Annotated in this window: 31 protein-coding genes; 11 read left to right on the plus strand and 20 right to left on the minus strand. The window is 41.7% G+C overall.

Features of this window, described 5'->3' with window-relative positions:
- Window positions 1-270 precede the first annotated feature (270 nt).
- From hemW to gpr, 5 genes are all read right to left on the minus strand, one after another.
- Window positions 271-1410, minus strand: coding sequence for a radical SAM family heme chaperone HemW (gene hemW / locus ACJA3J_RS14465; protein ID WP_406944425.1), 1140 nt, complete (start codon window positions 1408-1410; stop codon window positions 271-273).
- A 73-nt stretch (window positions 1411-1483) separates the two neighbouring features.
- Entirely contained in the window at window positions 1484-3298 is a 1815-nt protein-coding gene (gene lepA / locus ACJA3J_RS14470) for a translation elongation factor 4 (protein ID WP_406944426.1), read from the minus strand.
- A 96-nt stretch (window positions 3299-3394) separates the two neighbouring features.
- Window positions 3395-3712, minus strand: a complete 318-nt coding sequence (locus tag ACJA3J_RS14475) for a hypothetical protein (RefSeq protein ID WP_406944427.1) — start codon at window positions 3710-3712, stop codon at window positions 3395-3397.
- 15 nt (window positions 3713-3727) lie between these two features.
- The gene (spoIIP, locus tag ACJA3J_RS14480) at window positions 3728-4876 is read right to left on the minus strand and encodes a stage II sporulation protein P (RefSeq protein ID WP_115822501.1); all 1149 of its coding nucleotides are present in this window, start codon (window positions 4874-4876) and stop codon (window positions 3728-3730) included.
- 78 nt (window positions 4877-4954) lie between these two features.
- Entirely contained in the window at window positions 4955-6046 is a 1092-nt protein-coding gene (gpr, locus tag ACJA3J_RS14485) for a GPR endopeptidase (RefSeq protein ID WP_406944428.1), read from the minus strand.
- A 161-nt stretch (window positions 6047-6207) separates the two neighbouring features.
- Here gpr and rpsT point away from each other — a divergent pair, with 161 nt between their 5' ends.
- Window positions 6208-6468 carry a 30S ribosomal protein S20 gene (rpsT, locus tag ACJA3J_RS14490; protein ID WP_089654321.1) on the plus strand — a complete coding sequence of 87 codons (261 nt, stop codon included), beginning with the start codon at window positions 6208-6210 and terminating at the stop codon, window positions 6466-6468.
- Between the two features lie 206 nt (window positions 6469-6674).
- Here rpsT and holA read toward each other — a convergent pair whose 3' ends face one another.
- Window positions 6675-7694, minus strand: coding sequence for a DNA polymerase III subunit delta (gene holA, locus ACJA3J_RS14495; RefSeq protein ID WP_406944429.1), 1020 nt, complete (start codon window positions 7692-7694; stop codon window positions 6675-6677).
- Between the two features lie 349 nt (window positions 7695-8043).
- Here holA and ACJA3J_RS14500 point away from each other — a divergent pair, with 349 nt between their 5' ends.
- The gene (locus ACJA3J_RS14500) at window positions 8044-8178 is read left to right on the plus strand and encodes a YqzM family protein (RefSeq protein WP_089654323.1); all 135 of its coding nucleotides are present in this window, start codon (window positions 8044-8046) and stop codon (window positions 8176-8178) included.
- 43 nt (window positions 8179-8221) lie between these two features.
- Here ACJA3J_RS14500 and ACJA3J_RS14505 read toward each other — a convergent pair whose 3' ends face one another.
- From ACJA3J_RS14505 to ACJA3J_RS14515, 3 genes are all read right to left on the minus strand, one after another.
- Window positions 8222-10396, minus strand: a complete 2175-nt coding sequence (locus ACJA3J_RS14505) for a DNA internalization-related competence protein ComEC/Rec2 (RefSeq protein ID WP_406946303.1) — start codon at window positions 10394-10396, stop codon at window positions 8222-8224.
- Between the two features lie 92 nt (window positions 10397-10488).
- A complete protein-coding gene (locus ACJA3J_RS14510) occupies window positions 10489-11046 on the minus strand; it encodes a ComE operon protein 2 (protein ID WP_089654325.1) in 558 nt (185 codons plus the stop codon).
- Window positions 11047-11102: 56 nt separating this feature from the next.
- A complete protein-coding gene (locus tag ACJA3J_RS14515) occupies window positions 11103-11684 on the minus strand; it encodes a helix-hairpin-helix domain-containing protein (RefSeq protein ID WP_406944430.1) in 582 nt (193 codons plus the stop codon).
- A gap of 72 nt (window positions 11685-11756) precedes the next feature.
- Here ACJA3J_RS14515 and comER point away from each other — a divergent pair, with 72 nt between their 5' ends.
- Window positions 11757-12566, plus strand: coding sequence for a late competence protein ComER (gene comER, locus ACJA3J_RS14520; RefSeq protein ID WP_406944431.1), 810 nt, complete (start codon window positions 11757-11759; stop codon window positions 12564-12566).
- 333 nt (window positions 12567-12899) lie between these two features.
- On the opposite strand, the gene ACJA3J_RS14525 is transcribed toward comER, so the two are convergent.
- Genes ACJA3J_RS14525 through ACJA3J_RS14560 form a run of 8 tightly spaced genes read right to left on the minus strand, consistent with a single transcriptional unit; the run spans window position 12900 to window position 17925 of the window.
- Complete coding sequence (locus tag ACJA3J_RS14525) at window positions 12900-13616, minus strand: class I SAM-dependent DNA methyltransferase (protein WP_406944432.1); 717 nt, start codon at window positions 13614-13616, stop codon at window positions 12900-12902.
- 16 nt (window positions 13617-13632) lie between these two features.
- On the minus strand, window positions 13633-13986 hold the full coding sequence (gene rsfS, locus ACJA3J_RS14530) for a ribosome silencing factor (protein WP_089654329.1): 354 nt from the start codon (window positions 13984-13986) through the stop codon (window positions 13633-13635).
- Window positions 13987-14031: 45 nt separating this feature from the next.
- Window positions 14032-14592 (minus strand): bis(5'-nucleosyl)-tetraphosphatase (symmetrical) YqeK, encoded by a 561-nt coding sequence (gene yqeK, locus ACJA3J_RS14535; protein WP_089654330.1) that lies wholly within the window; start codon window positions 14590-14592, stop codon window positions 14032-14034.
- Window positions 14576-15148, minus strand: a complete 573-nt coding sequence (locus ACJA3J_RS14540) for a nicotinate-nucleotide adenylyltransferase (RefSeq protein WP_406944433.1) — start codon at window positions 15146-15148, stop codon at window positions 14576-14578. Before ACJA3J_RS14540 ends, yqeK begins: the two co-directional genes overlap by 17 nt.
- Before the next feature lie 12 nt (window positions 15149-15160).
- Window positions 15161-15451 (minus strand): ribosome assembly RNA-binding protein YhbY, encoded by a 291-nt coding sequence (gene yhbY, locus ACJA3J_RS14545; protein WP_089654332.1) that lies wholly within the window; start codon window positions 15449-15451, stop codon window positions 15161-15163.
- A gap of 1 nt (window position 15452) precedes the next feature.
- Window positions 15453-16289: a shikimate dehydrogenase gene (aroE, locus tag ACJA3J_RS14550; RefSeq protein WP_406944435.1), complete on the minus strand. Its 837-nt coding sequence runs from the start codon at window positions 16287-16289 to the stop codon at window positions 15453-15455.
- 11 nt (window positions 16290-16300) lie between these two features.
- Entirely contained in the window at window positions 16301-17401 is a 1101-nt protein-coding gene (gene yqeH, locus ACJA3J_RS14555; protein WP_115893521.1) for a ribosome biogenesis GTPase YqeH, read from the minus strand.
- The gene (locus ACJA3J_RS14560; RefSeq protein WP_089654335.1) at window positions 17401-17925 is read right to left on the minus strand and encodes a YqeG family HAD IIIA-type phosphatase; all 525 of its coding nucleotides are present in this window, start codon (window positions 17923-17925) and stop codon (window positions 17401-17403) included. Before ACJA3J_RS14560 ends, yqeH begins: the two co-directional genes overlap by 1 nt.
- A 338-nt stretch (window positions 17926-18263) precedes the next feature.
- On the opposite strand from ACJA3J_RS14560, the gene ACJA3J_RS14565 reads away from it, so the two are divergent.
- The 8 genes from ACJA3J_RS14565 to sigK all read left to right on the plus strand — a co-directional run bounded on the left by ACJA3J_RS14565 (window position 18264) and on the right by sigK (window position 24864).
- Window positions 18264-18416, plus strand: coding sequence for a sporulation histidine kinase inhibitor Sda (locus ACJA3J_RS14565; protein WP_089654350.1), 153 nt, complete (start codon window positions 18264-18266; stop codon window positions 18414-18416).
- Window positions 18417-18694: 278 nt separating this feature from the next.
- On the plus strand, window positions 18695-21031 hold the full coding sequence (locus ACJA3J_RS14570; RefSeq protein ID WP_406944436.1) for a Na+/H+ antiporter subunit A: 2337 nt from the start codon (window positions 18695-18697) through the stop codon (window positions 21029-21031).
- Between the two features lie 3 nt (window positions 21032-21034).
- Window positions 21035-21373: a Na(+)/H(+) antiporter subunit C gene (locus ACJA3J_RS14575; RefSeq protein ID WP_089654337.1), complete on the plus strand. Its 339-nt coding sequence runs from the start codon at window positions 21035-21037 to the stop codon at window positions 21371-21373.
- Window positions 21366-22850, plus strand: coding sequence for a Na+/H+ antiporter subunit D (locus ACJA3J_RS14580; RefSeq protein WP_406944437.1), 1485 nt, complete (start codon window positions 21366-21368; stop codon window positions 22848-22850). The genes ACJA3J_RS14575 and ACJA3J_RS14580 overlap by 8 nt, the downstream gene beginning before the upstream one ends.
- A 6-nt stretch (window positions 22851-22856) precedes the next feature.
- Window positions 22857-23333: a Na+/H+ antiporter subunit E gene (locus ACJA3J_RS14585; protein WP_089654339.1), complete on the plus strand. Its 477-nt coding sequence runs from the start codon at window positions 22857-22859 to the stop codon at window positions 23331-23333.
- Window positions 23334-23645 (plus strand): Na(+)/H(+) antiporter subunit F1, encoded by a 312-nt coding sequence (locus ACJA3J_RS14590; RefSeq protein ID WP_089654340.1) that lies wholly within the window; start codon window positions 23334-23336, stop codon window positions 23643-23645.
- Window positions 23626-24012 carry a monovalent cation/H(+) antiporter subunit G gene (gene mnhG / locus ACJA3J_RS14595; protein WP_089654341.1) on the plus strand — a complete coding sequence of 129 codons (387 nt, stop codon included), beginning with the start codon at window positions 23626-23628 and terminating at the stop codon, window positions 24010-24012. Before ACJA3J_RS14590 ends, mnhG begins: the two co-directional genes overlap by 20 nt.
- Window positions 24013-24150: 138 nt before the next feature.
- On the plus strand, window positions 24151-24864 hold the full coding sequence (sigK, locus tag ACJA3J_RS14600; protein ID WP_089654342.1) for an RNA polymerase sporulation sigma factor SigK: 714 nt from the start codon (window positions 24151-24153) through the stop codon (window positions 24862-24864).
- A 44-nt stretch (window positions 24865-24908) separates the two neighbouring features.
- Here the strand turns inward: sigK and ACJA3J_RS14605 are convergent, their stop codons facing one another.
- The 3 genes from ACJA3J_RS14605 to ACJA3J_RS14615 form a co-directional block, all read right to left on the minus strand.
- Window positions 24909-25136 carry a YrhC family protein gene (locus ACJA3J_RS14605; protein ID WP_089654343.1) on the minus strand — a complete coding sequence of 76 codons (228 nt, stop codon included), beginning with the start codon at window positions 25134-25136 and terminating at the stop codon, window positions 24909-24911.
- A 65-nt stretch (window positions 25137-25201) separates the two neighbouring features.
- Window positions 25202-25894, minus strand: a complete 693-nt coding sequence (gene mtnN / locus ACJA3J_RS14610) for a 5'-methylthioadenosine/S-adenosylhomocysteine nucleosidase (RefSeq protein WP_406944438.1) — start codon at window positions 25892-25894, stop codon at window positions 25202-25204.
- Window positions 25895-25910: 16 nt separating this feature from the next.
- On the minus strand, window positions 25911-26612 hold the full coding sequence (locus ACJA3J_RS14615; RefSeq protein ID WP_406944439.1) for a DUF1510 family protein: 702 nt from the start codon (window positions 26610-26612) through the stop codon (window positions 25911-25913).
- Window positions 26613-26993 lie beyond the last annotated feature (381 nt).

A 26993-nucleotide genomic window follows, 5' to 3' on the forward strand; every position in this document is an offset into this window, starting at 1 on the left:
AAATGCCCCTTTTATACTTGATGTTCCGTTCCCTAAAGCACCCTTTTTGAAGACAGGAAGTATAGACAGTGACGCAATAAGAGTTCGGGTTGGGAGAAGGAAACAGACTCGCTCAGGAGGTACTGGAAACCCATCTCTAACAAGACCTTCGAGGTATCGCCCGGCTCCTTCTTTTGTGGAATTCTCACCGTTACCCACCCTACCCATATCATTGTAAATCAACAGACCTTTCTTATGGCGACCATTTATAGATGAAGAACGTGTAGATCGTTATTCATCCAATAAGAACTCTTGGAATACTTCATTACCAAGAATGCGACCCTTAGATGTGAGACGAATATGGTCAGCGTCTTCTGCTATTAAGGAGCGCTCTCTCAGTTCCGTAAGCTTGTTTCCGAAAACATCTAAAAGTGTTTTCCCATACTTTTGTTGGAAGAGCTCTTTCGATACCCCTTGTGTCTTTCTGAGGCCGAGAAACATTTCTTCCTCCAGCTGTTCTTTCAGACCAATAGGTTCCTCGTGGAGAACGGGTTTTCCATCTTCCGTGGCTTTCTTCACATAGGCAGGCAAAGGACGGATATTTATTGTCCGTTTACCCGGAAGATACCCATGAGCACCCGCTCCGATTCCATAATAATATTCATTATTCCAGTATGTCAGGTTGTGTTTACTTTCAAACCCAGGCTTGGCAAAGTTGCTGATTTCATACTGCACAGCGCCAGCTTCTGCTAATTTACGCTGTAGTAATTCGTACATTTCTGCTTCATCATCTTCTTTCGCCTTGGAAAGCTTACCCTTTTTGTACCGTTGATAAAACACAGTTTTCGGTTCAATTTGTAGAGAGTAGGAAGAATAATGCGGTAAGCCGAACTGCATCGCTTCATCAATGGTTTTTTCAAAATCTTCAACCGTTTGTCCCGGGAGAGCATACATAAGATCTATACTCACATTCGTTAAACCCGCCTGAACTAGACGATCAATATTCGTATAAACATCTTTTACTTTGTGTACACGACCAATCTTTTCGAGCATATCATCGTCGAAGACTTGAACTCCGAGTGATATACGATCGACGCCATACTCTTTTAACAAACGTACTTTTTCCACATCTAAATCACCAGGATTTGCTTCAAAGGTGTATTCTTCACAGCCAGCTATATCAAAATGATTATCAATCATTTGTAAAAGCTTCTCTAACTGCTTGTGGTTCACGGCTGTCGGGGTTCCGCCTCCGACAAAAATGGTTCGTACACTCGCTTTTTCTCCAGGGATATAGGTGTGAATTTCTTTTTCCAGTGCTTCTAAATATTCATCTGCCAGTCGCTCATTATAGAAAAATTTCGTAAAATCACAATAGTGACAAATCTGCTGACAAAAAGGGATGTGAATATATGCGGATGGAATTTTCATGGATGTTACCACCTTTCATAAGGAAAACCGCAAGAGAAAAATCTCCTGCGGTTTCAACTGTCTTCCTTTAGCTTTAGTCTTCGTTCAAGTCAAGGACCGACATGAAGGCCTCTTGAGGGACCTCGACAGATCCGACCATCTTCATGCGTTTCTTCCCTTCTTTTTGCTTTTCAAGCAATTTACGCTTACGGGAAATGTCTCCTCCGTAACATTTGGAAAGAACGTTTTTACGCATCGCTTTAATCGTCGTTCGAGCCACAATTTTATTTCCGATCGCGGCTTGGACAGGAACTTCAAATTGCTGTCTTGGAATTAATTGCTTAAGCTTTTCAGCAATGAGCTTTCCACGTTCATACGCAAAGTCACGGTGTACGATGAAGGACAATGCATCAATGGTATCCCCATTCAACAAGATATCCATTTTCACGAGGTTGGAGACACGGTACCCAATCAACTCGTAATCAAAGGATGCATATCCTTTTGTTTGAGATTTCAGGGAATCAAAGAAATCATACACAATTTCAGACAATGGAATCTCATAAACGATATTGACCCTATTGTCATCTAAATACTGCATATCCATGAAATTACCACGTTTACGCTGACAGATTTCCATGACTGGACCGACATAATCGTTAGGGACCATGACCGTTGCTTTAACAAAAGGTTCCTGAACTTCTTCAAGTTTTTGGTTATCCGGCATCATAGAAGGGTTATCGACATTGATAACAGATCCATCTGTTTGGGTTACCTGATATATAACACTTGGTGCGGTCGTAATAAGATCGATCTTATATTCCCGTTCGATACGTTCTTGAATGATTTCCATATGAAGCATTCCCAAGAAACCACAACGGAACCCAAAACCAAGTGCTTGGGAAGTTTCCGGTTCAAATTGAAGGGATGAATCATTAAGTTCCAAGCGTTCAAGAGCATCTCTAAGGTCGTTATATTTGCTCGCATCTACAGGATACATTCCGCAGAACACCATCGGATTCATCTTTTTATAACCAGGCAGTGGTTCGGCTGCAGGGTTATTGGCAAGTGTAATGGTGTCCCCCACACGGCTGTCGCCGATATTTTTGATCGATGCCGTCAAATAACCGACATCCCCGACATTCAACTCTTTCAATGGGGTCGGGGTCGGGCGAAACACACCCAGTTCGTTCACTTCGAACTCTTTACCCGTCGCCATCATTTTAATTTTATCGCCAAGTTTGATAGAGCCTTCACGAACACAGGTATAGGCAACGACACCTCTGTACGAATCGTACAAGGAATCGAAAATCAGAGCCTTTGTCGGATCTTTGACATCGCCCTCAGGAGCCGGAATATCGCTAACGATCCGCTCTAAAATCTCATCGATTCCTACTCCTTCTTTAGCTGAAGCAAGAATGGCATCAGAAGCATCGATCCCGATGACATCTTCAATTTCTTGTTTAATCCGCTCAGGATCTGCACCAGGAAGGTCAATTTTATTAATGACAGGGATGATTTCCAAATCGTTTTCCAGTGCTAGATAAACATTGGCTAATGTTTGTGCTTCTATTCCCTGGGCAGCATCTACAACCAGGATCGCCCCTTCACAGGCCGCTAAACTACGAGAGACCTCATATGTAAAGTCGACGTGGCCCGGGGTATCGATTAAGTGGAACGTATAATCCTGTCCATCGTTCGCTTCATAAGACAATTGAACGGCATTTAATTTAATCGTGATTCCACGTTCACGTTCAAGATCCATTGCATCAAGGAATTGTTCTTTCATTTCTCTTTGTGTTAAAGCTTTCGTTTTTTCCAGAATACGGTCTGCAAGCGTCGATTTCCCATGGTCGATATGGGCAATAATCGAAAAATTGCGGACCCTTTCTTGTTTAGATTGTGCTGTCAACTTAAATCACTCCTACTGAATTCGACACAAATATCTAGGTTGATTATAGCAATACGGCAAGCATTATTCAATGTAAACCCCAACAACATCTGAATCTTATTCTCCCGCCTGTATGATTTCAGACAAAACAACGATGACTCCATTGAAGCTCGAAGCTACCCCTTGCCCCATCCCTCCGGCAAGCTTAGAGATCCAGGGTGCTCCAGATTCTATATTAGGAGAGGCGCAAAAATCATCGGAACCCGGTGATTTGGATGTTGGCTTTTCCACGCTATGATCCACTTCTTGCTCTGATATTTGAGTCGTCACCACAGCGGGCCGGTCATCCAGCTTTTCGTTCGTTTTATCAATGCCATAAAAAGCTCCCGTCACAAAAACAATGATAACGATGAGTCCCCCCGCCAACCATTTCATTGCGCCCCTCCTCCATCAATCTGTGGATACTTTTTCATCCTCGAAGTAATAATCACTGAAAACTTCAGCCATCACATCTGCTGAACGATACAACTCATCTAAATGATTATAAACTCCGCCAAACTCGATAAGTATGGCATTCGGATGCAAGTCCTGGTTATAAATGCCGTCTACCCCCGAACCCTTCTTCGTAATGACACCCCGGCTGATCCCAGGATATTTTTCCTCGAGAAGCTGATGAATTTTGGATGCGAGTTGTAAGTTTTGTTCATATTGAGGGTGTTCCGCACCTATAACAAAAGCGAAACGCGCGTAATTTTTTCCGTTGATCGTCGTTGTGGTGTGCTCCTTGGAAAGTGAATCCCTGTGAAGGTCAAACAAATATCGGATGTCACCATTCTGACTGATGGCTTCTTCAACAACTGGTCTCACGGCATCATAGGATTGATAATATTCCATTCCTTTTTCACTTCTTAATGCAGCTACATCTGTTGTATCAACAATCGTTCCAATCCCTCTTTTTTCTAACCCTTCGCCAAGACGTTCTCCGATAAGAGTAATATTTACTTTTCCATCGTGGTCCGTGGACTCATCCGGTAAGTGTGGATAAAAAGATTCTGTGTTGTGCGTGTGGTAAATATAAACACGATCTTCACCCACTGGTTTCTCTTCCAATTTGCCTTCGTCTTCGTTATTTTCTTCCACATCCCCTTCTTCCCCTCGGTCATCTACGATCATAGGAGGTTCTGACTCAATAGGGAGTGTGGAATAGTCCGTCCCTTTACCAGCAATGATAATTTGACTGTTGTAAGAAGACAATCCAGGGATTTCCCTTCCCAGGAGGCTTCTTGGATCATTCGGTGTAAGGCTCGTAAGTAGTTGAAAAGACAATGTGGTCAAGCTCGGAATTCGATTTCCTTCCGGATGGGCATCTTTAAAGGAGCGGTTTTCCATTTCGAACAGATATAAAAAAGCACTGCCTTCAAGCTTGGTTGTCCATTCTTGTATCGTACTTGAATAAATACGATAGGTCGTTTTTGCCCCTGTAAGAATACCGATACCAATAAATAATAAAAGCAAAACAGTGACTGCGATGATGGTCCACCTTGTCCCCTGCTTCATATAACTTTTCTTATTTTTCTTCATGATCGGGTAACGAGACATGAAAAATCCTCCCCCTCATCCACTATCTAGTAAATGGTATGAGAGAGAGGAATTTAATAGAACCTCTCTATTAAATCATTATTTCAAATATGATTGTGCTTCTCCATCTTCTATACCCGGATGCAAGGCCCCATTGATCCCTTTAGCAATGACATGAGCCATGTCCTGGATAAAGCTGTCCACCTCTTTCGGTGTGACCATCAAATTGTGGCCCAGAGGGGTCAGCACTTCTTTAATCAGTTGTTTCTTTTCCATCTCTTCTAATTGGCCGAACATGCCCATAACCGCTTTGCTATGCTCTTCATTCGGGTGGTCTTCAGCCGTCAGCGTCTTTCTTTCAAACGGGTTCATGGCAGGTGACAAAGCATTGGACGGACGGTCTTTTTCCCGCCACTCTCTGCCAAAATGTTTTAACACATAATCAATCGCATCACTCGTGATGGTCACGGCATCTACTACTGTTGGTACACCAATGGAGATCACAGGAATTCCGTATGTCTCTCGGCTGATTTCTTTCCGCTTGTTGCCCACACCAGAGCCTGGGTGGATCCCCGTATCAGAGAGTTGTATGGTCGCATTGATGCGATTGATTGAACGTGATGCAAGAGCATCGATGACCAGAACGAAATCCGGTTTCGTTTGTTCTATGATTCCATGGACCATATCACTGGTTTCAATACCTGTGACACCCATGACCCCGGGGGTGAAAGCAGATACGGGACGGTAGCCATCAGATACGGTTTCCGGATGAAGCTCAAATAAGTGGCTCGTTACATAGACTTCTTCTGTTACCAATGGTCCTAAAGCATCCGGGGTCACATTTTGGTTACCAAGGCCGACAATTAACCCACGGTCCATATCCTTTATTCCACACTCATTCATCAATTTTCTTAGCTGGCCGGATAACGTTTTGGATAAATTCACTTGCAATTGATGATCCTGCTTACGAATAGCGAGCGATTCTAACGTGACATAATGCCCCGCTTTCTTCCCAATTCGTTCAGCACCCGCTTCATCTACCGTTACATACGTGATTTTAATATCATTCTTTTCATTTTCATGAACCTCAACCCCATCAGTATCTGAGGATCCGGGTTCATCTTTCACATTCATTTCCTGTGCCTCAAGTGCCAGGTCCGTTCTCAACGTGTAGTCGAAATTTTCCTCCATTCACTTCAACCTCCTTAAGAAAATCTTCTCCCAAGCAGATAAAAACTATGCAAATGAAGGGATTGGTAATGAGATAAGTATTGAAAACAGCTTACCGCTCTGGTAAAATGTCTCTTGTTCGATATGAATGAGTTTTTTGTTTTTACCTAGGAGGTGAAACTATGCCTAACATTAAATCAGCGAAAAAACGTGTACGTACGAATGATGACGCTCGTTCCTTGAATGCAGCTTTCAAATCTGACATGCGTACAGCGGTTAAACGTGTAGAAAAGCTTGTTGAAAGCAAGGATGTAGAGAACGCGAAAGAAGCACTTCCTACAGCTGTTAAGAAAATCGACAAAGCTGTTCAACGTGGTGCCCTTCCTCAAAACACAGGGAACCGTAAAAAATCCCGCCTAACTAAACTAGTCAACGCATTATAATTCATTCGTAATTTATGACCAACAGACGATCCTTCTTTCTTGAATGGGTCGTTTTTACATGAAAGAAGCCCTCCGATTCATTGGAGGGCTTCTTTTCGTTTAATCTTCATTAAATGGAAGACTCGATTTCAAAATTATTATAGCCGATATGTTAGAGATCAGGTTGGCTTGAAAACGACTCGTGATCAAGTATATTGGATCAATAATTAGGAAGAAACGGGTGTGTTTTGTTTGATGTTGATCAAGCGATAGAGAAGCATTTCAAAAGCCAGGGCTTTCTCCATTTTCCCCTGCTTCAAATTGTAGTCAGTTTCTGCAAGTTGATTCATAATTTGATCCAGTTCCTGTTGGGTGAAGGCACGCTCTCTTTTAAGCGCCATTTTTATAACGTAAGGGTGGGCCTTAATATAACTTTTCATTTGATTTTGGCCGTATCCTTTTTGTTTGAGTACCTTCGCTTGACTGATAATCCTGAATTGAGAAGCCAGAAGGGCAGTTAAAGCGATCGGCTCCTCATTCAGTTTTTCCAGATCTTTATAAATCCGAATGGCTCGACCCAAATCTTTTTCCATGACGGCATCGACAAGTTTAAGCCCTGAAGCTTCTGCACTGTGGGAAAGAAGCTGTTCTGCGATTTCTCTCGTGACAACGCCGCCTTCTCCGACATACAAAGCCAATTTTTCCATTTCTTTTCTAAGCGCCATAAGATTTGCACCAATTTCTTGAGTGAACAGTTCATGAATCTCTGGAGGAACGGTGATATGTAAATCATTCGCTAATGTTTGGACCCATTTGTCAACGTCCCATTCTTTAACCGGCTGGCAACTGATGACTTCTCCGTTCTTTTTTAATTGTTTGAACACTTTTTTCCGTTCATCCAGCTTTTCATAAGGAGCAATTAGAATAAGCACCGTGTATTCCGCAGGATTTTGAAGGTATTCCAGCAGCACCTCCGTGTCATGCTCGAACGGAAGTTTATCCGGCTTCGCCTTTAAAAAGACGGGATGATTGGCAATAACCACTTTCCCTTCACCAAGAAATGGAAAGGTTTCTGCATCTGTTATGACATCCTCAATAGGTGTCTCTTCTAAATCATACTGGGAAATATTAAACTCCCGGTCTTCTTTCTTTAATGTTTTTTCAATGATTTTATTTTTATGTTCTTGAATTAAATAGGATTCTTCCCCATATAATAAGTACACTTGTGATTGTTTTACATTGACCATAATGTGGTTGTCCTTCCTTTATAAAAAAAGAGTACGGCGCCCCATTAAGGGGAACTCAGTGTCACCATTTTATGTTTCTTTGGAATTTCTGTCAAAATGGTGTGCTGATATCGCCGTATGAACCATCTATATAAACGCCATTCCAAAAGCCCCGGGAGCTCTTGGAGAGGACGATGTTGTTCCTCTCTTGCGTTTAGTTTGACCGCTTACGTAAGAATTATCTGTGACAAGTCTTGCTAGGAGTGGGAAAGGTATGAATCATCAATGAAAATTCGTTTTCATGCCCGGTAAATGTAGATTTTTGGTTAAAAATGGACTATACTTAATAATTGATATAGGAGGGGTAACAGTGAACGAGTTTAAAAACGATATTCAATCCAAAACTAATGATGTGATCGACTCTGGGTTAGGGTTTGTATTTTCATTTGTTTTCTTCTTCGTTATTTTCTTCATCGGTGTTTTGTTTTCTTTTCTCGGACAGTAATTGGATACAAAACCGGAAGGCTGCTGTTTTCGGCAGTCTTTTTTTATTCTCTGCTCGCATTATACGGGAAAAATGTTGAAAACGTTCCACTTTGCCCAGAAAAAATGTATTGGACGGCTCCATGTCGATTTGTTTGAAGCAATACAACTCCATGCTCGGTCAATCTTTCCACTACCTCTTCATGAGGATGACCATACCTGTTGTCCACACCAGCTGGAATCAACCCGATCTTAGGATTCACCCGCTTCAATAACTCTTCTGATGTTGATGTATGACTCCCGTGATGGGCAACTTTCAATACATCTTTCTGCCCTATACGGTTTCTCTTTACGATTTCCCTCTCAATAGGAGCAGATATATCCCCCGTGAAAAGCCACCGCTTCCCACCTATTACGCTATCCAATACGAGCGAATTGTCATTTGGGTCACCATGATCTTGATCTATAACTGGGTGTACGACACGAAATTCATGGTCTCCTACCCAAACGCTTTGTTCTGCACTTACTCTCTCCACTCTTACCTCACTTTCGTATTTCTCGGTATGAAAAGGACTGACGTACATTCGATCGACATCCACGGCTTCAAGAATAAAAGGAATACTTCCGCTGTGATCCGAATCTTCGTGAGTGATAAATAAAGCATCAATGTGATCAATCCCTCGTGACTGTAAATAAGGCAAGATTACTTCCTTCGCTGTCTTTTCCTTGTTCGTTGTAAAAATCGGGGGTCCCGCTGCATCAATCATAACGACACCTTTCCTATAAGGCAGTTCTATAACGAACGAATCGCCCTGACCAACATCCAACATAGTTACGACACCCTCCTTTGAGAAATATGGAGTCGAACTATAAAAAATAAGTACAAAAACCACGGCAAGGGAAGCAGTAAAAGCCTTCACGTTTTTCTTTAGTTCCCAATTCCTCATCACCACTAAAAAAAAGCATATATACACAACGATATAAATAGGGGGAAGTTCACCAATCACCCAAGGGTAATCAAGATATTTTGATAACGCTATTAGAAAGGACAGAACAGATTCATGGACGATGGCAAATGCACGAGAAAGAACCGAACATAAGGCAGGGACGAGAAGGGATAGGATAAAGAGGATCATCAAAAAAGGGATTACAAAAAACGAAAAATATGGAACAGCAATCATGTTCATCCATAAAGAAAAGGGCTGAAATTCATAAAAATAATGGATTTGCAATGCAAGAAGTGATAGCTGACTCACCATCCCTATGACCGCTGACTGCATCCATTTACTTTCGTATTGTTTCAAAATTGGAATAGTGAGTAACAAACTAAAAGTAACTAAAAACGAAAATTGAAAACCAAGGTGGTAAAAATAAGACGGAGAAGAAACCAATAAGAATAGACAAGTGAAGGAAAGGATGTCGGTAAGGGGGATCTTTTTTTGGAAGGAGCTTGTGAAGATAAGAAGCACGCCCATTACCCCAGCGCGCATGACAGATGGAGCACCACCCGAAATAAACATATAAAAAGGCAATAGTAATAACAAAAAAAGCTTGGATTGTTTTTTGGTTGCCAGGCCTGTACGGTATAAAAGAAAGTAAGTTCCCCCAAGTGTAAGCCCAACGTGAAGTCCTGATATGGCTAGAATGTGGGACAAGTTAAACGCTCTAAACCATTCAACCGTCGATGCGTCGATCAGGCCTGTATCTCCAAATATTAGAGCCTCCATCCATATATAAGTACCTGGGTGAACACGATCTTTAACAGTCAATTTCAATTGTTTCCTTGTGTCGTACAAATGGCTGGTCCACGATTCTCCTTCACACTGTAGAGCTGCTTCATCATTTATGAGGATTTGAGCATGAATGCCTTTGTCTGCCATATAAGCACGATAATCAAACTGCCCTGGATTCCGAGCACTATCTAAAGGTTCTGCCTTTCCTTTTACCGTACATACGGCTCCATGCTTCCACCCGGGAGAAAAATCATTCTCATTCTCTTTCAAAAAACGAACTAGAAATTTCCCTTCTTCCCCTTTCACCACCATGGAGATTGATTGAGCTGTTTCTGTTACATCAGAAACAATTGTACCTTTTCTCGATTCATGATCAAGGAGTTGAGGATAAAACGAAGAGGTGCTTGGGGAAAGGTGGATATATCCACCTATTCCAAACAGAAAAAGAATAAATAGAAAGAGAAGATGTCGGCGGTAATTGATGAGCCAGTAAAGCATAATAAACACAAATACCAAAAAAGTGAATCCTTCTTGAATGGATAACACCCCGCCAAGCACAAAGGCTAAGACGGGGATGTGCCAGGATCCTCTCAAAAAAATCACCGGCTCTCAAGCTTTAAGAGTTGTGATGCTTCTTTTACAAGCTGTTCAGATTCAGGATCTTCCATCATTTCGAGTTTCTCAAGCATCTGTTTAATGAGAAGCTTGTGCTCAAATTGAAGCGGTTCCTTTTCAACCGGAACCTTTTGTACACGAACACCTGATTGTTGCAGGACTTCAATAGCATAGGGGTCATTTTTGTAATCTTCACTATAATAAACGGCTTTTATCCCCGCTTGAATAATTGCCTTTGTACAATGCAGACACGGAAAATGAGTCACGTAAATTTCTGCCCCTTCTGTAGCAACACCGAACTTTGAACACTGCAGGAGTGCGTTCATTTCGGCATGAATGGTACGGACACAATGACCATCCACTACATAGCATCCCTCATCAATGCAATGAACACCTCCGGATACACTTCCATTGTATCCCCCGGCAATCATTCGCTTATCTCTTACAATAACAGCGCCTACAGCTAACCTCTGACAAGTGCTGCGTGATTTTAACAAATAGCTTTGTGACATAAAGTATTGATTCCAAGTAATCCGTTCCATTATGTAACCTCCACTTTTTTCATCAAGTTTACTCTGACGTATGCGTTCCGTCAAACTTACGGAACGGTGATCATTTCCTTGAGATTTTCCAACGTCTTTTCACCTATTCCAGGGACGTTCACTAGATCTTCCACAGAAGAAAATGGGCCATTCTCTTCTCTATACTTGATAATACTAGCAGCTTTCGAGGGTCCAATTCCATTCAATTTTTCCATTTCACTTGCTGAAGCACGGTTAATGCTTATTTTTTCAGCTGCTTGTGAACCCTTTTCGACTATTTCATCGGATGATACTCGTTCGGAGGCTACAAAGATCACCATTTCATCTTGTATTCTTTGCGCCAAATTCACACTCGTAGGATCAGCCTCTTCTGTCATTCCCCCGGCTTCTTTGATAGCATCGTCAACTCTTGTTTCTTCTTTCATTGTATATACACCGGGATGATGCACTTCCCCTTTTACATCGACTTTTACAGGAACAGAACCAGGAGCTTCTTCGACTGTTGCAAGAGTGTCCGTCTGCTCCACTTCCATTTCGACCATATGGCTCTCAGCATCATCTGCAGGCTTGAAAAAATAAAGAACACCAGCGACTGCCAGGACAATAAACACCCACACGTATCTTTTTAATACGCTCATTCTCTTACCTTCTTTCATAATTGTATATTTTCAGAATAAGGATATATAGGTAATCATTAAGGAGGGATTCCAATGAAATGGGGAATCATCGGCACAGGGAATATGGGGAGTATGCTCATCTCTACGCTTATTAAGAGCGGAGCCGTACCTGCTGAGAAGTTGACGATTTACAACCGAACCATAGAAAAAGCGGAAAAGATCCAAGAAGAATTTCCAAAGCTTCATGTAGCGAAGAATGTATCTGAGCTGCAAAATAACAGTGACATCATTTTCATATGCGTCAAGCCGCATCATTACAAAAACATCATCGATGAATTAGAAGGAAAATGGTCTGAAAATCAATGTCTTGTCTCCATTACAAGCCCGGTCGCGGTGGATCAATTAGAAAAAGTCACACCTTGCCAGGTTGCACGGATTGTACCCTCTATAACGAATCATGCATGGTCAGGGGTAAGTTTATTCACTTTTGGATCAAAGATAAAAAAGGAGAATCGCGACTTATTAAAAGAGACTTTCCAACATATTTCCACACCTATCGAAGTTGAAGAAAAGCATATCCGTGTAGCATCAGACATCGTATCGTGCGGGCCTGCATTCATCAGTTACCTGCTCAGCCAATGGATAGCAGCTGCTGGTGATGTTGCGGAGCTTCCTAAAGATAAAGCGACGGCATTAACAGAAAATATGATGGTTGGACTGGGAGAACTTTTAGCACAAAAAGTAATGACTCTGGAAGAATTAATGGAAAAAGTGACTGTAAAGGGTGGGGTTACGGGAGAGGGATTACAAGCTCTAGAAGATCACATTGGGCCATTGTTTCAAAAAATGTTTGAAGCTACTCAAAATAAACATAAAGAAGATAAAAAACACATTAATTTATAATTTACACATTCGACAAAAGATCCAATTTTCCTGCAATAACCATACTTTTATTGCAGGATTTAATCTCTATTAAGATAGGCTTCGCTATTCATTGAAGTGGTGTCGAGATACTTATATGGCAAAGGGCGGCGGGGAATGGGGAGAGCCTCCTGCTGGAATAGAGGGCTTAGTGAGACCTTTTGCTTAGCCTGAGAGCGATGGTTCCTGTGGAAAGCGAGTCATTCCTCGACACCCCGGTTCCTTTCACACAAACATCTCGAAAATCAAGTCTTCAAGAATACGGCCAGAGCAACCCAAAAAAGAGTCCGCTATTTACGGACTCTTTCATAACTTCTATCCTTTTGTACAGACAAACAACCAACGTTCTCCTTCAATGGAAGGCGTCTCACTAAAATCCGAAAAGACTCCTTGGACTTTGAAACCTGATTGGGTGAGCCAGGATTGCAAAGATTTATGATCATACCCTCGCTGTTCATGAATTTCATCAAAGCGTTGATATTTATCATCATCTTCTACAAAGAATGTTAAATCATGTACAAGGCTATTTTCCAGCTCTCCGGAATCACAGAACCAAATGAAAGATAGATCATCACGGACTTCAGCAAATGTTGCACCACTGAGATCATTACGAATATGATCTATAGAGTGCACATCAAACATAAATACTCCCCCGTTAGCAAGGGATTGATAAATCGAACGGAACGCTTGCTGTACCTTCTGTTCATCTGTTAAATAGTTGAAAACATCACAGTAACTGATGACACAGTCGTAATCAGCTAAACCTTCTAATGAAGTCATATCCTGTTGAATCCATTCGATTGCAGCCCGAGGATTTTTCTGTTGCGCGACGGCCAACATATCAGATGACAAATCGATCCCCGTCATATGATAACCTTCATTATGGAGGCGATGGGTGACCTCCCCTGTTCCACAACCTACATCAAGTATTTTTTGACCTTCTGGACGGTACTGTTGAAGTATTTCCTTCGTAAAATCCACCCATTGATCGTAGGGTGCATCCTGCATAAGGAGATCGTATACACGCGCCATATCCCCGTAGCTCATATTAGTTTTCTAATCCTTCTACAGCGACTGTGTCTGCATCGCCCCATAGTCTTTCCAAATTGTAGTAATGGCGTTCATCTTTATGGAAGATGTGGCAAACGATATCATTAAGGTCGACAAGTACCCAGCGGGCTTGCTCAAACCCTTCCATTCGCTTCACTTCTATCCCATTTTCTTCTGCTTGATTTTTCAATTCCCTCGCAATGGCTTGCACTTGGCGTTCATTGGACCCTTCACAGATTAGAAAATAGTCCGCGATTAAAGAAACTTCTGACATATCTAAAACAACGATATCCTGTGCTCTTTTTTCATCGCACGCTTGTGCTGCTAAATTTACTAATTCTTTACTTTCCATGGGTTTCCTCCCTATTTCATCTCTATCTTTTCCATGATCCATTGATCATATTAAGTCATTATATGCATGAAACGTGTCCGGATAAACGGTCCTTTCCTTACCAATAAGAAAAATGATTGTATTTTTCAAAGCTAAGGCACATGCTTCATCCAAATTTTCTTCTGCTTTATTCCGTACTTGATCTACACCAGGAAACTCACGCCCGGGTTCTATATAATCAGCTAAAAACACTACTTTATCCAACGTGGACATGTGTTTTTTTCCTGTTGTGTGGCAGCTGATGGCAGAAATGATTTCACCATCTGTAAGCCCGACTTCTTGTTCAAGCATCAACGCCCCTACTGGTCCATGCCACAACTCATGATGATAATCCAATAGAGCCTTAGGCAGTCGACGGTCACTCTCAATCCAACGTTCCATGAGCTTTACAGGTTTATACTTCGCATAATCATGGAATGCAGCTGCCAGTTCCGCCTTTTTAACATTTGCATGAAACCGCTCAGCAAGTTCAACCGCCTGGTCTGTTACTCTCACTGTGTGTTCGTATCTGGAGGTTTTCAAGGCAGGACGCACATATTCAAGTGCCTCCTCACGACTTATTTTCATACAGATGATGCTCCTTTATAAAAGAATCCACAACTTCCGGCAGTAAATACAGAACGCTTCTCCTTTGTGAAATACGTTCGCGTATCATCGTGGAAGATACATCGACTGAGGGAATATCAACAAAATGGACAGGAATTTCATTATTCCACCCATACCCAGGCCTTTCAACCCCAACAAATTGGACCATTTTCGAAAGGTCTTCAACCCGGTGCCATTTCGGTAAATGCTCAACCATGTCCCCTCCAATGATAAAGAAGAACTGATAGTCAGGAAATTGCTCCACCAAATCAGTCATGGTATCAACCGTGAACGATGTTCCCTTCCGGACTAATTCAATATCACAAATGCGGAAGTGCGGATTTTCCTTGATCGCTGTACGCACCATGGCAAGTCGTGTTTCAGGCTTAGTTGAAGACTCCTGCTTATGAGGGGGGATATAGGAAGGCATGAACCATACTTCATCAAGGTCCATGGCCTCACGGGAAAACTCACCCATGATTAAATGACCTTGATGAATAGGGTCGAACGTACCGCCAAGAATTCCAACTTTTTTCATTGACCTTCCCCTTTATGGTAATTCGATTTGTTTATTCTCTTTAGACTCTTTATAAAGAATGATCGTATTTCCGATCACCTGGACAATATGAGCATCTGTTGCTTCAACAATCTCATCCGCAACGACATGATTATCTTCAAAGCAGTTTTGTAAAATGCTTACTTTTATCAGTTCCCTTTTTTCGAGGGCTTCATCAATTTGTTTCGTCATATTTTCATTCACACCGGCTTTCCCTACTTGAAAAATCGGCTGTATATTATGGGAAGCCGCTCGTAAATGCTTCTTCTGTTTACTTGTTAACATTCTATACCCCTTTCAATTTCTGTTCGAATTCATTGAGCAAGAGCGAAGATTCAGGTTCAGTGTCTGTCCATATTTGAAAGGCATAAACCGCTTGCTGCAACAGCATTTCATGTCCAAAATGGAGACGCGCTCCCCTTTTTTCCGCTTCGTTTAAGAATTTCGTTTTCATAGGACGGTAAACAATATCGCTTACAACAGTCCCTTTTGTCAAGTGATCAAGTGATACGATCATTTTGTCATGATCAGGGTTCATCCCGACCGTCGTCGTTTGAACAATTAAATCATAATCCATAAGGGTATTTTTCGCCTGTTCAAGTGTCAGGGGACTAGAGTACGCCTTTGAAGGAATATCCTGAATGAGGTCCTCTGCTCTCTTTATTGTACGATTCGCTATGTCTACACGAGCGATATCAGATCTTGTAAGAGCTTCGAATATCCCTCTTGCCGCCCCTCCGCTTCCTAACAAAAGGGCTTTTGCATTATTATGAAAAATATCCGGGAAGCGATTCTTCAGAGAGTGGACAAACCCCCTGCCGTCGGTATTATATCCGATCCAACCTTGATCGGTGTGATGAACAGTGTTCACAGCGCCCAAGTGCCGAGCGCTTTCATCCAGACCATCAAGGTATGGGATGATTTTCTCTTTATAGGGCACAGTCACATTGAAACCATCCAAGCCTTTTTCTTTCAATAAATTGACTTTTTCTCCGAACTCATCCGGTTGAATTTCCAACAGTTCGTATTTCCCTTCAATCCCCTGTTGTTCCATAAGTTTTTCATGTATCCATGGAGACATGGAATGACCAATCGGGTGGCCGATCAACCCTAGTTTATACAAGTGATCCCCTCCTATATGAGTGATTCTCTTAAGGACACCTTCACTCCCTCTGGTACGTGTGCCGTAACCGTGATGCCCCCTTCTGGTACAGTCACCCAACCTAGTCCAGAAAAGACGATATCCGTTTTGTCTTCTTTGATTTTTAACGTGTGACCTTTTAACGGTGGAAGCTTCTCAATTGTATCTTGATCTGGTGGTGATAATAATTCTCCCACATGATTTTTATACAGTTCGTCTGCTTTTTCCAATTTTGTTCGATGGATAGTCAATTCATTAGAGAAGTGGCATACAAAAGAACTCCGTTCACCTGCTTCAAAATCAAGTCGAGCGAGCCCGCCTACAAAAAGCGTCTGCTCTTCATTCAACTGATACACTTTCGGCTTGACTTCTTTACGGGGTGTAATAAGCTTTAAATCCTTATCGGATACGTAGTGAGCCATCTGATGACGTTGGATAACCCCGGGTGTATCGTACAGGGAGCTTTTTTCATCTAGAGGAATATCAATAAACCCTAAAGTTGTACCAGGGAAATACGATGTCGTAATGGCGTCCTTAACGCCAGATGTATTTGAAATAAGGGTGTTGATAAATGTTGATTTCCCAACATTCGTCGTACCAACCACATATACATCTCCATCTTCACGGTATTGATCGATGGCTTGGGATAATTGCTGGATCCCTTGATTTTTCTCCGCTGAGATTAAGTACACATCTTCAACCTCTAAACCATTCTCTTTAGCTGAACGTTTTAACCAATGTTTAACTTTCCCGTGGTTCACTGACTTTGGAAGTACGTCCATTTTGTTACCCACAAGAATGACAGGATTGTTTCCAGTCAGACGCTTCAATCCTGATATAAAACTTCCATTGAAATCGAAGATATCTACTAGCTGAACAACCAGACCTTTTGTATCACTGATTTGGTTCAACATCTCCAGGAAGTCATCATCTTGAAATGGAACATCCTGCACTTCATTATAGTGTTTTAAACGGAAGCATCTCTTGCAAATGATGTCTTCTCTTTCTAGTGCTGACGCAGGTGCATAGCCTGCTTCTTCTGGGTTTGTCGTTTGAATGACGGCTCCGCATCCTTGACATTGTATTTCAGCCATCACTGATCTCTCCTCTGCCATGTAATTTTCCCTTTTCTTCGCATCCAATTTAATATTCGTCTTTCAATCTTTCTGTTGAATTTTGTAATAAACCCATCGGTTTCTACTATAGGAACAACCAAGATTGTATGAAAGCCAGCGGAATTTCCACCAAGGACATCTGTCAGCAGTTGATCACCGATCACGGCAACTTCATCCTTTTTAAGCTTCATCTGTTTCTGTGCTTTCTTGAAAGCCTTCGATAATGGCTTCCTTGCACTATGGATGAAAGTCGTATCCAATGGTTCCGAGAAGAGCTTAACCCGGGCTTCATTATTGTTAGATGCAATAGTCACCTGGATGCCATGATCACTCATTTTCTTGAACCATCCTTTAATGTCTTCCGTGGCATCAGGTTCATCCCAGGCGACAAGGGTATTATCTAAATCGGTGATGACACCTTTAATTCCTTTATCTTTTAATTGGTCCGGGTCGATATCAAAAACGCTCGGCACATGTTCATCTGGTAAAAAGTTTTTTAACATCTATACAGTTCATCTCCTCATACAACGGCAAAATCTCCTTCACCATCATATACAAAATCGAAGCATGTTTCAAAAAGACTTATAATAAGAACAAAAATCGTTCGACAAATCCCGACAAAATTAGGTTGTGGATAAGTTTATGCACATATTCCACACAGTAACTTCTTTGTTATCACTCATGTAAACCTCTTTTTTCAAAAAGTTATCTACAATTTTATGTAGATAACTTCCATATTGTGGCGAAATAAGGGTCGTGATAAGGTAAGAATACATTAAAAATTGAGACGTTCAGTGATTCAAATTAAGCGGGAGGTGACTGTCACATGTGTGACAGCGGCATGAAGCAATTATCGGATTCCCTACTAATACAATCTTACCACAAAGCCATTGAACTCAATCTTTCAGATGAGTTTATAGAACAAATCAAACGAGAAATAAACGCGCGATCCATCCAGCACCTTTTAGATAAGCATATTTCACATGTAGGCTGAATTTTACACTTTATGACAAAAAATGACTTTCTATTTGAGAAACGCTCGTCCATTCAACAAAGGACGAGTTTTTTTATGACTTTTTTTATTTGGTTAAATGATGTCTTCCTTCTTATTTATAAGGACAGACTAATTAAAGCCTATCGCCGCATATCCCCGGTATGCTACAGTTGAATAATGAACCTTTTTTTGATTACAATTGAGTGAACACATTGTTACGAACATCCAAAATCCAATTAAAAATAGAGGAAAGTTACGTCAAAGGAGGAACATACCACATGTTGGTGGCTGTATTATTGCCCTTTATCATTGCTATCTTTATCCCATTGTTAAGTAAATGGAAAGAAAAGATTCACACAGGATTCTTCGTTACAATTGTACCTGTGTTGATTTTTATTTATTTTGCCCGCTTTTTAGGTACTGGTTTCGAACCGGTCGTCCATGAGTACTCGTGGATCCCATCCCTGGACATGAATATGGTCTTTCATCTGGATGGTCTGAGTTTACTTTTTGTTCTATTAATCAGCGGAATCGGCGCCCTAGTTGCCTTCTATTCGGTTTTTTACCTACATAAATCGGAGCAACTGGGACATTTTTATGTGTACTTTCTCATATTTATGGGCTCTATGCTGGGAGTTGTATTATCTGATAACGTATTTGCCCTGTACAGCTTTTGGGAATTCACTTCCCTATCTTCTTTCTTATTGATCGGATTTTGGAACTATAAGAAAGAATCAAGATACGGTGCATTAAAATCGATGCTCATCACTGTTTTTGGTGGATTAAGCTTATTGGGTGCTCTAATCTTTATGAGTGTATTGACAAACACTTCAAGTATACGAGGAATGATTGATCAGCAACAGTTGATTCTTAACAATGAATATTTTCCATTGATTTTGATTTTATTATTACTCGGTGCTTTTACAAAGTCTGCTCAATTTCCGTTCCATATCTGGCTGCCGGATGCTATGGAAGCTCCGACTCCAGTCAGCGCTTATTTACACTCGGCTACAATGGTGAAAGCCGGCATCTATCTGGTTGCCCGCTATTCCCCAATGCTTTCCGCAAATGAATGGTTCTTTATCATTGTGTCGATTGCAGGGATTGTCACATTATGCTGGGGTTCTTATATGGCTGTAAGACAAACAGACTTGAAAGGAATTCTAGCTTTCTCCACAATCAGTCAGCTTGGAATGATAATGGCTATGCTCGGATTCGGTACAAAAGCAGCAATCTTTGGTGCTGTTTTCCATATTCTTAACCATGCTACGTTCAAAGGTAGTCTATTTATGGTTGCCGGCATTGTAGACCATGAAGCTGGAACAAGGGACATCCGTAAACTTGGCGGATTGATGACATTTATGCCTATGACAGCCACACTTGCATTATTTGCCTCGTTCTCGATGGCTGGGGTACCCCTCCCCTTCTTAAACGGGTTCTATAGTAAAGAAATGTTCTTTGAATCTTCGTTGCATTTGGAAGCCGCGAGTTCCGGCATTGCTGGAATACTACAAACGAGCGTGCCTTACTTAGCTGTTTTCGGTAGTATATTTACCTTCGTATATTCCATGTACTTTTTCTTCGGAACATTTCGTGGTCAATCACACTTGAATGAACTGCCTAAAAAACCGCATGAAGCTCCCATCGGTATGCTCATTTCACCGATTGTTCTAGTAGCTGGTGTGGTCATCATTGGCTTGTTCCCGAGTTTGATCAATGAGCCCTTCATTGCCCATGCGGCTGAAGCTGTCAAAGGGGTCGGGTTAGAAGAGAAGGACATATACTTCTGGCATGGATTTATTCCACCATTCATTATGTCCCTTACAGTTCTCGTATTTGGAAGTATCTTAGCCCTTTCTAGAAAAGTATGGGCGCCCGTGTACAACATTGTGCCCGGAGTTCTAAGTATGAACAAAGTATATGACGGTACCGTTGATCGAGTAGAACGATATTCAACTACAATCACAAAAGGATATATGAATGGTTCTCTCGGACGATACGTCCGACTCATTTTAGCAGCCATTATCGTCATTTCATTTGCCTTTATGGCGATGACTGGTGGATTTACAGTGGATACTTCTACTGTAGCGGAAATTACGGCTCCTGAAATACTTGTCGCCGTTACGATGGTCATTGCAGCTATAGGTACCGCTCTTACCAATAATCGAATAGCCGCAATCCTTATCTTAGGTGTTGTAGGTTATGGATTGTCGATGCTTTTCGTATTATACCGAGCACCTGACCTAGCTCTTACTCAGTTAATTATAGAAACAGTAACCGTCGCTTTGTTCCTGCTTGTCTTTTATCATTTACCGAAGCTACGAAAAAAAGACGAACCTGTAAGTACGAAGGTGCTTAACCTCGTCATATCTATCGGTTTCGGTGCGTTAATGACAATGGTGGCCATTTCTTCTCACAGTAGTAAGTTCTTTGAGTCTATTTCTAATTACTTTACAGACAATTCTTACAAGCTCGGCGGCGGAGACAATATTGTAAACGTCATCCTTGTTGACTTTCGTGGATTGGATACCTTGTTTGAAATTGTCGTACTTGGAATTGCCGCCATGGCCATTTACGGATTGATCCGTTTTAGAAAGAACAAGGAGGAGGAATAATACATGGAAATTATTATGGCCGTTCTAGCCGGCATTCTCTTCACGATGGGTGTCTACAACCTCCTTCAAAAGCAATTGTTACGAATTATCATAGGGACAGGCCTCATATCTCATGGGGCCCACCTTTTCATCCTGACAATGGGAGAGTTGAAAACAGGAGCACCGCCAGTACTGACAGAGGGAGTAGAAAATTACACGGATCCGCTCCCGCAAGCATTGATTTTGACTTCAATCGTCATAAGTTTCGGTGTTACTAGCCTACTACTTGTATTAGCTTATCGTGCTGCAAAAATTAACGGCACTGATAATATGGAGCAATTAAGGGGTAACGATTATGAGTAACTTAGCTGTATTGCCTATTCTGCTGCCTTTATTAGCAGGCATCTTCTTAGCTTTCATACACAAAAAAACAAAATTAGTTCGAAATTTATCCAAAGCTTTTGCGATTATTAATCTCCTCGTTGTCGGGTTGATTTTCATTCAAGTGAGAGACAACGGGAACATCGTCCTTGAAATGGGGAGCTGGGAGGCACCCTTCGGCATCGTACTTGTCGCTGATCTACTTGCTATAACTTTGGTTCTGACGACAAACGTCATTGCGGTGGCCAGTGTTTTCTTTGCACCTCAATCCTTATCAGAAAAAGAAGAGTCCTTTTACTTCTATACTTTCTTCTTCATGTTGATCTCGGGAGTGAGCGGTGCATTTTTAACCGGTGATTTATTCAACCTTTTCGTATTTTTCGAAGTACTTTTGATGGCTTCCTACGGTTTGATCGTGCTTGGGAATGGTAAGGCACAACTTAGGGAATCGATTAAATATGTATTGATCAACTTATTTTCTTCCATGTTGTTCGTAACGACCATAGCTTTCCTTTATTCGGTTGTAGGAACAGTCAACATGGCTCAAGCTGCTCAACGTGTTCAGGAAGTGGACCAGCAGGGGATTTTAACGACAATAGCCATTTTGTTCTTCTTTGTTTTTGCAACAAAAGCGGCTGTGTTCCCTCTTTATTATTGGCTGCCACGACCTTATATATCTCCAAATCCGGTCGTATCCGCTTTATTCGGGGCCTTGTTAACTAAAGTAGGGGTTTATTCGATCTTGCGGACGTTCACACTGATCTTTAATCACGAGGTCGCATTGACACATACCTTGTTCATCTACTTAGCAGCATTGACGATGATTTTTGGTGTTGTTGGCGCTCTTTCAACGAACAATATCAAGCTGATTGTCGCGTATAATATTATCCCGGCTGTAGGTTTCATGCTTATGGGGATAGGTGTCTTCACAGAGGTTTCGATAAGCGGGACCATTTATTATCTTGTTCATGATATGGTAATCAAAGGAGCACTCTTCATCCTGGTGGGGGCCACTGCTTATGTAGCGGGGACATCGGATCTCCGTAAAATGGGTGGATTGATTCACCATTATCCCGTTCTCGGATGGCTTATGTTTCTAGCATCCTTGGTATTGGCAGGAATACCACCATTCAGTGGTTTTATCGGTAAACTATTATTATTACGCGGCGGGTTAGGCGAAGAGGAAATTTTCATCGTCATCACCGCTCTCATTTCAAGTCTACTGATTCTATTCTCGATGATCCGGATTTTCATCAGAGGATTTTGGGGAGAAAAGATGGATATTCCTGTTCCGGAGCGAGAGAAAAGAGGAAAACGAATGGCGCTTCCTGCTGCGGGACTGCTTACGGTTTCCATTCTCCTCGGTGTAGGTGCTGAATGGTTCTTCCCGACAATAGAAACCATCTCTCAATACATGATGGATCCAGAACTCTATATTGATTCTGTGTTAAAGGAGTAGAAGCTGATGCCTTTACAAATCGTACTGAACATCATCATCGCTATGATGTGGATGTTCCTGAGTGAAACATATAATTTCACAACCTTTTTTGTCGGTTATATCTTAGGAATCATACTCCTCTTCGTCCTGCAGCGTTTTGTACCAGATTCATTCTATATGAAACGGGCGTGGAAGTTTTTCCTTCTCATTCTTTTATTTATACGAGAGCTTTTCTTATCAAACATCGACATCGTCAAGCATGTCTACAAGCCAAAAATGGACATGCAGCCAGGGATATTCGCACTTCCGATTGATGTAAAAACAAACTTTGAAATCACTCTTCTCGCAAACTTGATTTCATTAACTCCCGGGACCTTATCTGTCGTAGTAAGTGAAGATCATACGAAGATCTTTATCCATGCGATGGATATGCCGGATGTTCAGGAATCTGTTAGCGAAATTAAAAATTCATTTGAAAAGCGTATCATGGAGGTGACCCGTTAAATGGAAGACATCCTTAATGTGACACAAACATTGATACAAATATCAGCTACCATTGCTGTTGTAGCTGTAGCTATCTCCGTGATCCTCCTTTTGTATCGCGCAATTCTCGGACCGACAAATCCGGACCGGGCGGTTGCGCTTGATATCATTGGAATAAATCTAATGGCCTTAGCTGGACTAATCGCCGTCCTGCTCGTAACGACAAGGTTTAATGACGTCGTCCTACTGATTGGTATTCTACTCTTCATCGGTACGGTCGCATTGGCGAAATTCTTAGAAAAGGGTGTTATCATTGAGCGGGACATGGATTAATTTAATTTTCGACATCACTATATGTCTGTCTCTATTGATTGGTGCCTTTTTCCTTATCTCTGGTTCCATAGGGATTTTGCGTTTTCCTGATGTGTACACACGGCTTCATGCGGCGACAAAAAGCTCGACCCTTGGAGTGGCCGGAATTATGATCGGTGCTTTTCTATTTCACTATGTAGAACATGACATCGTAAGTGGTAAACTGCTTCTTGGAATATTCTTCGTCTTGTTGACAGCCCCTGTCTCCGGACATATGATCTCAAGAGCTGCCTACCGTGCTGGCGTGCCTCTTTGGGAAAAGAGTGTAAAGGATGAATACGCAGAAGTCTTAAAAGAAGAGCAGAAGCGACAAGCACCAGATTCATAATACGACATGCCTCCATTCTCATGGGGGCATTTTTTTACGTTTATGAACATTATTTTTAACCACAGACAAGCACAGACGACTTCTCAAGGACATAAGTATGTTGTAGGCATTCGCCTAATCCTTGAGGAGGTGCGTCCTATGAGCAGTCTCATCGCTTCCATCCTTTATTTTTTCAAAGAGTCTCTCTTCTTCATGTCTTATGTAAAAAACCAGGCTTTCCCGAACCCCCTGCCTCCAGAAGAAGAAGCCAAACAGCTCCAATTGATGGCAGAAGGGAGTCATGAAGCCAGGAACAAACTGATTGAGCACAATTTACGACTTGTCGCACACATTGTGAAAAAGTTTGAAAACACGAAAGAGGACTTTGAAGACCTTATCTCTATAGGGACGATCGGTTTGATCAAAGGTATTGAAAGTTATTCGACAGGAAAAGGGACGAAACTTGCTACCTATGCCGCACGCTGCATTGAGAACGAAATTCTCATGCACCTCAGGTCAACGAAAAAAATGAGCAAAGACATTTCGTTGCAAGATCCGATCGGCCATGATAAAGAAGGGAACGAATTGAACCTTCTTGATATTCTACAGGCGGATGTAACGGATATTGTCGAGGAAATCCAACTTCATATGGAATTGGAAAAGATCAAAGATTTCATCACTGTATTAGATGAGCGGGAAAAAGAAGTGATTATCTTCCGATATGGACTGAATCAGACAGAAGAAAAAACGCAGCGGGAAATAGCCAAAGAGCTGGGTATATCGAGAAGTTATGTATCAAGAATCGAAAAGCGAGCATTAATGAAGATCTTTCATGAGTTCTATAAGCAGAGTAAACAAGGGAAAAATGGATAAAAAACAGCCACTACCATCTTATAAGAATGGAGTGGCTGTTTCATTCAGTCCTCTACGAGTTGTCGTTTCCATTTTCTGATTTTCAAAGTCATGATGAATGCTGTCAAAAGGGCTGTACCAATGACAGGATACAAAAACAAATAGGCTTTTGTAGCATATTCATAGAGGCTGATCAATGTACCAATATAAAGATACGTGCTCATGATTAAAAGTGTCATCACGAACCGCTTATAATCCATTACTTTTTTCTTTAACCATTGGGAAGTATCCAAAACGGTCCACCCCCTACTATGAAAATCATAACATATGAGAATCATAGTATCGGTGGAAATGATTGTCATTCGTAATTCTTAACCATTTCCATGATCATGACGGCTGCATTTTCGGCAGCTTTCGGTAAGAATTGATCAAACGAAATTGACGATTCCTTACCAGCAATATCGGACAACGCTCGAATGACAACAAATGGTGTTCCATACTTATAACAAACCTGGGCAATCGCAGCGGCTTCCATCTCCGCTGCAATCATTTCAGGAAACTTACCTCTCACAAAATCCACCTTCGCTTCCTCTTGCATAAAGGAATCTCCGGTAGCAATGATGCCTTTCGCTGCTTTAGCATCTGTCTTCTCAACTGCATCCATCGCTTTTTTAACAAGGTTTTCATCCGCAGCATACATGTCAGGCATTCCTGGGACTTGACCATATTTATACTTAAAAGCTGTCACATCGACATCATGGTGTGTCACTAAGGAAGATATGACCACATCTCCAACTTCAAGATCTTTGGCAAAACCGCCGGCTGATCCTGTATTGATGACGGCATCAATTTCGTATTGTTCATGAAGAATAGTCGTAGCCATAGCTGCATTGACTTTACCAATGCCCGACTTTAAAAGAACGACTTCCTTCCCATGTAATAGGCCATCAACAAAAAGACTGTCCGCAACCTCTTTCTCTGACGCTACATCCATATTTGCTTTTAATAATTCAACTTCTTCATCCATAGCTCCAATAATTCCAATTGCCATAACCGAACTTCCTCTCTCAACCGTTTTTATTTTTTAAGACCTCAAGTCTCACTGGTTTATAACCTTGGCCATCAATCCAGTCAATGTGTACCCTGAGATATCCTGTCTTATTTTTGTCAGAGACCGTCGCCTTAGCTTTTTGAGGGTGACCTCTATTACTTACATCCCAATAAATGATATTGTCCTCAGAAAGGCCGACAGCGCTTCTGATCGCTTGTTTCAACTCGTTATAGTCCTGAGTACCTGATTGATAAGTGATCCCGTGTTCACCATTCGTTTCCATTTCTGTCGGAATAACCGGCCAGTCCTTTGTGATGACACGTTCTACATTAGGGTCATCACTTTTTTCTATTTTCAGCCCTTTTTCGTCTTCGATCGGCTTCAGCTCTTCGAATTTTTCAATGGAAACCTGTTGTTTATCTGATTCTTCCTCTGTATCTTCACCACTTTTATCTTTTTCGTCCTTATCGTTTTTATCAGTGTTCTCATCGGCTTCCGCCTGAGAATCCTCATTCTGACCTTGATCTTCCTTTGTGACCTCTTGACTTTCTGTCTCTTGTGCTTGTCCTTTTTGGTCCTCTCCACCGAAGACCAACAATCCAATGAGCAACACCATGAAAACACTGCCTGCCCCTACAAGCCAAGTCAACATCTTCGTACCACGACGCTTTTTCTCATAACGGCCTGAGCGAGAATACGGGGATTGTTTGTTCGACATGATTTTCTGCCTCCTTTTTACTCGCCGTTTATTATACATGAAGTTTTGACTGTTACCAATGCTTTCTTTTTCCTATCTCATTTCCCGGGCTATATTCCAAACATCACTATAGCTCCCCTTTCTTGAATACTCAGTTTCGAGATAACCGGGTTCGTTTGCTGTATTTTGAGTCAGGGGTGTTTGGGAAGCTACTCGCTTTCCTGTGGGGGAGCGCCGAGCTTCCTCGGACTGCGTCCTGCGGGATCTCGCCTATCTCCTTCTCCCACGGGAGTCTCGCAGCTTCCCAACCACCCCATTCGATTTATTTGAGAAACGAACCCTTTACCAAACTGGATTGTCTTCCACTATGCCACTGTTAGGAGTACAAAGCGCTCAGTATCA

Source organism: Halobacillus sp. SY10, assembly GCF_045401165.1.
Lineage (GTDB): Bacteria > Bacillota > Bacilli > Bacillales > Halobacillaceae > Halobacillus > Halobacillus aidingensis.

Bases quoted from the DNA above. Each gene is read 5' to 3' on its own strand.
- yqeH (WP_115893521.1), bottom strand. From the start codon at position 17,401: ATGGCTGAAATACAATGTCAAGGATGCGGAGCCGTCATTCAAACGACA.
- ACJA3J_RS14585 (WP_089654339.1), top strand. From the start codon at position 22,857: ATGCCTTTACAAATCGTACTGAACATCATCATCGCTATGATGTGGATG.
- sigK (WP_089654342.1), top strand. From the start codon at position 24,151: ATGAGCAGTCTCATCGCTTCCATCCTTTATTTTTTCAAAGAGTCTCTC.
- holA (WP_406944429.1), bottom strand. From the start codon at position 7,694: ATGGTCAATGTAAAACAATCACAAGTGTACTTATTATATGGGGAAGAA.
- ACJA3J_RS14590 (WP_089654340.1), top strand. From the start codon at position 23,334: ATGGAAGACATCCTTAATGTGACACAAACATTGATACAAATATCAGCT.
- ACJA3J_RS14475 (WP_406944427.1), bottom strand. From the start codon at position 3,712: ATGAAATGGTTGGCGGGGGGACTCATCGTTATCATTGTTTTTGTGACG.
- ACJA3J_RS14570 (WP_406944436.1), top strand. From the start codon at position 18,695: ATGTTGGTGGCTGTATTATTGCCCTTTATCATTGCTATCTTTATCCCA.
- ACJA3J_RS14565 (WP_089654350.1), top strand. From the start codon at position 18,264: ATGAAGCAATTATCGGATTCCCTACTAATACAATCTTACCACAAAGCC.
- hemW (WP_406944425.1), bottom strand. From the start codon at position 1,410: ATGAAAATTCCATCCGCATATATTCACATCCCTTTTTGTCAGCAGATT.
- rpsT (WP_089654321.1), top strand. From the start codon at position 6,208: ATGCCTAACATTAAATCAGCGAAAAAACGTGTACGTACGAATGATGAC.
- spoIIP (WP_115822501.1), bottom strand. From the start codon at position 4,876: ATGTCTCGTTACCCGATCATGAAGAAAAATAAGAAAAGTTATATGAAG.
- ACJA3J_RS14575 (WP_089654337.1), top strand. From the start codon at position 21,035: ATGGAAATTATTATGGCCGTTCTAGCCGGCATTCTCTTCACGATGGGT.
- ACJA3J_RS14540 (WP_406944433.1), bottom strand. From the start codon at position 15,148: ATGAAAAAAGTTGGAATTCTTGGCGGTACGTTCGACCCTATTCATCAA.
- ACJA3J_RS14560 (WP_089654335.1), bottom strand. From the start codon at position 17,925: ATGTTAAAAAACTTTTTACCAGATGAACATGTGCCGAGCGTTTTTGAT.
- ACJA3J_RS14615 (WP_406944439.1), bottom strand. From the start codon at position 26,612: ATGTCGAACAAACAATCCCCGTATTCTCGCTCAGGCCGTTATGAGAAA.
- comER (WP_406944431.1), top strand. From the start codon at position 11,757: ATGAAATGGGGAATCATCGGCACAGGGAATATGGGGAGTATGCTCATC.
- ACJA3J_RS14510 (WP_089654325.1), bottom strand. From the start codon at position 11,046: ATGGAACGGATTACTTGGAATCAATACTTTATGTCACAAAGCTATTTG.
- ACJA3J_RS14580 (WP_406944437.1), top strand. From the start codon at position 21,366: ATGAGTAACTTAGCTGTATTGCCTATTCTGCTGCCTTTATTAGCAGGC.
- yqeK (WP_089654330.1), bottom strand. From the start codon at position 14,592: ATGAAAATAAGTCGTGAGGAGGCACTTGAATATGTGCGTCCTGCCTTG.
- mtnN (WP_406944438.1), bottom strand. From the start codon at position 25,894: ATGGCAATTGGAATTATTGGAGCTATGGATGAAGAAGTTGAATTATTA.
- gpr (WP_406944428.1), bottom strand. From the start codon at position 6,046: ATGGAGGAAAATTTCGACTACACGTTGAGAACGGACCTGGCACTTGAG.
- ACJA3J_RS14525 (WP_406944432.1), bottom strand. From the start codon at position 13,616: ATGGCGCGTGTATACGATCTCCTTATGCAGGATGCACCCTACGATCAA.
- yhbY (WP_089654332.1), bottom strand. From the start codon at position 15,451: ATGTTAACAAGTAAACAGAAGAAGCATTTACGAGCGGCTTCCCATAAT.
- rsfS (WP_089654329.1), bottom strand. From the start codon at position 13,986: ATGGAAAGTAAAGAATTAGTAAATTTAGCAGCACAAGCGTGCGATGAA.
- ACJA3J_RS14515 (WP_406944430.1), bottom strand. From the start codon at position 11,684: ATGAGCGTATTAAAAAGATACGTGTGGGTGTTTATTGTCCTGGCAGTC.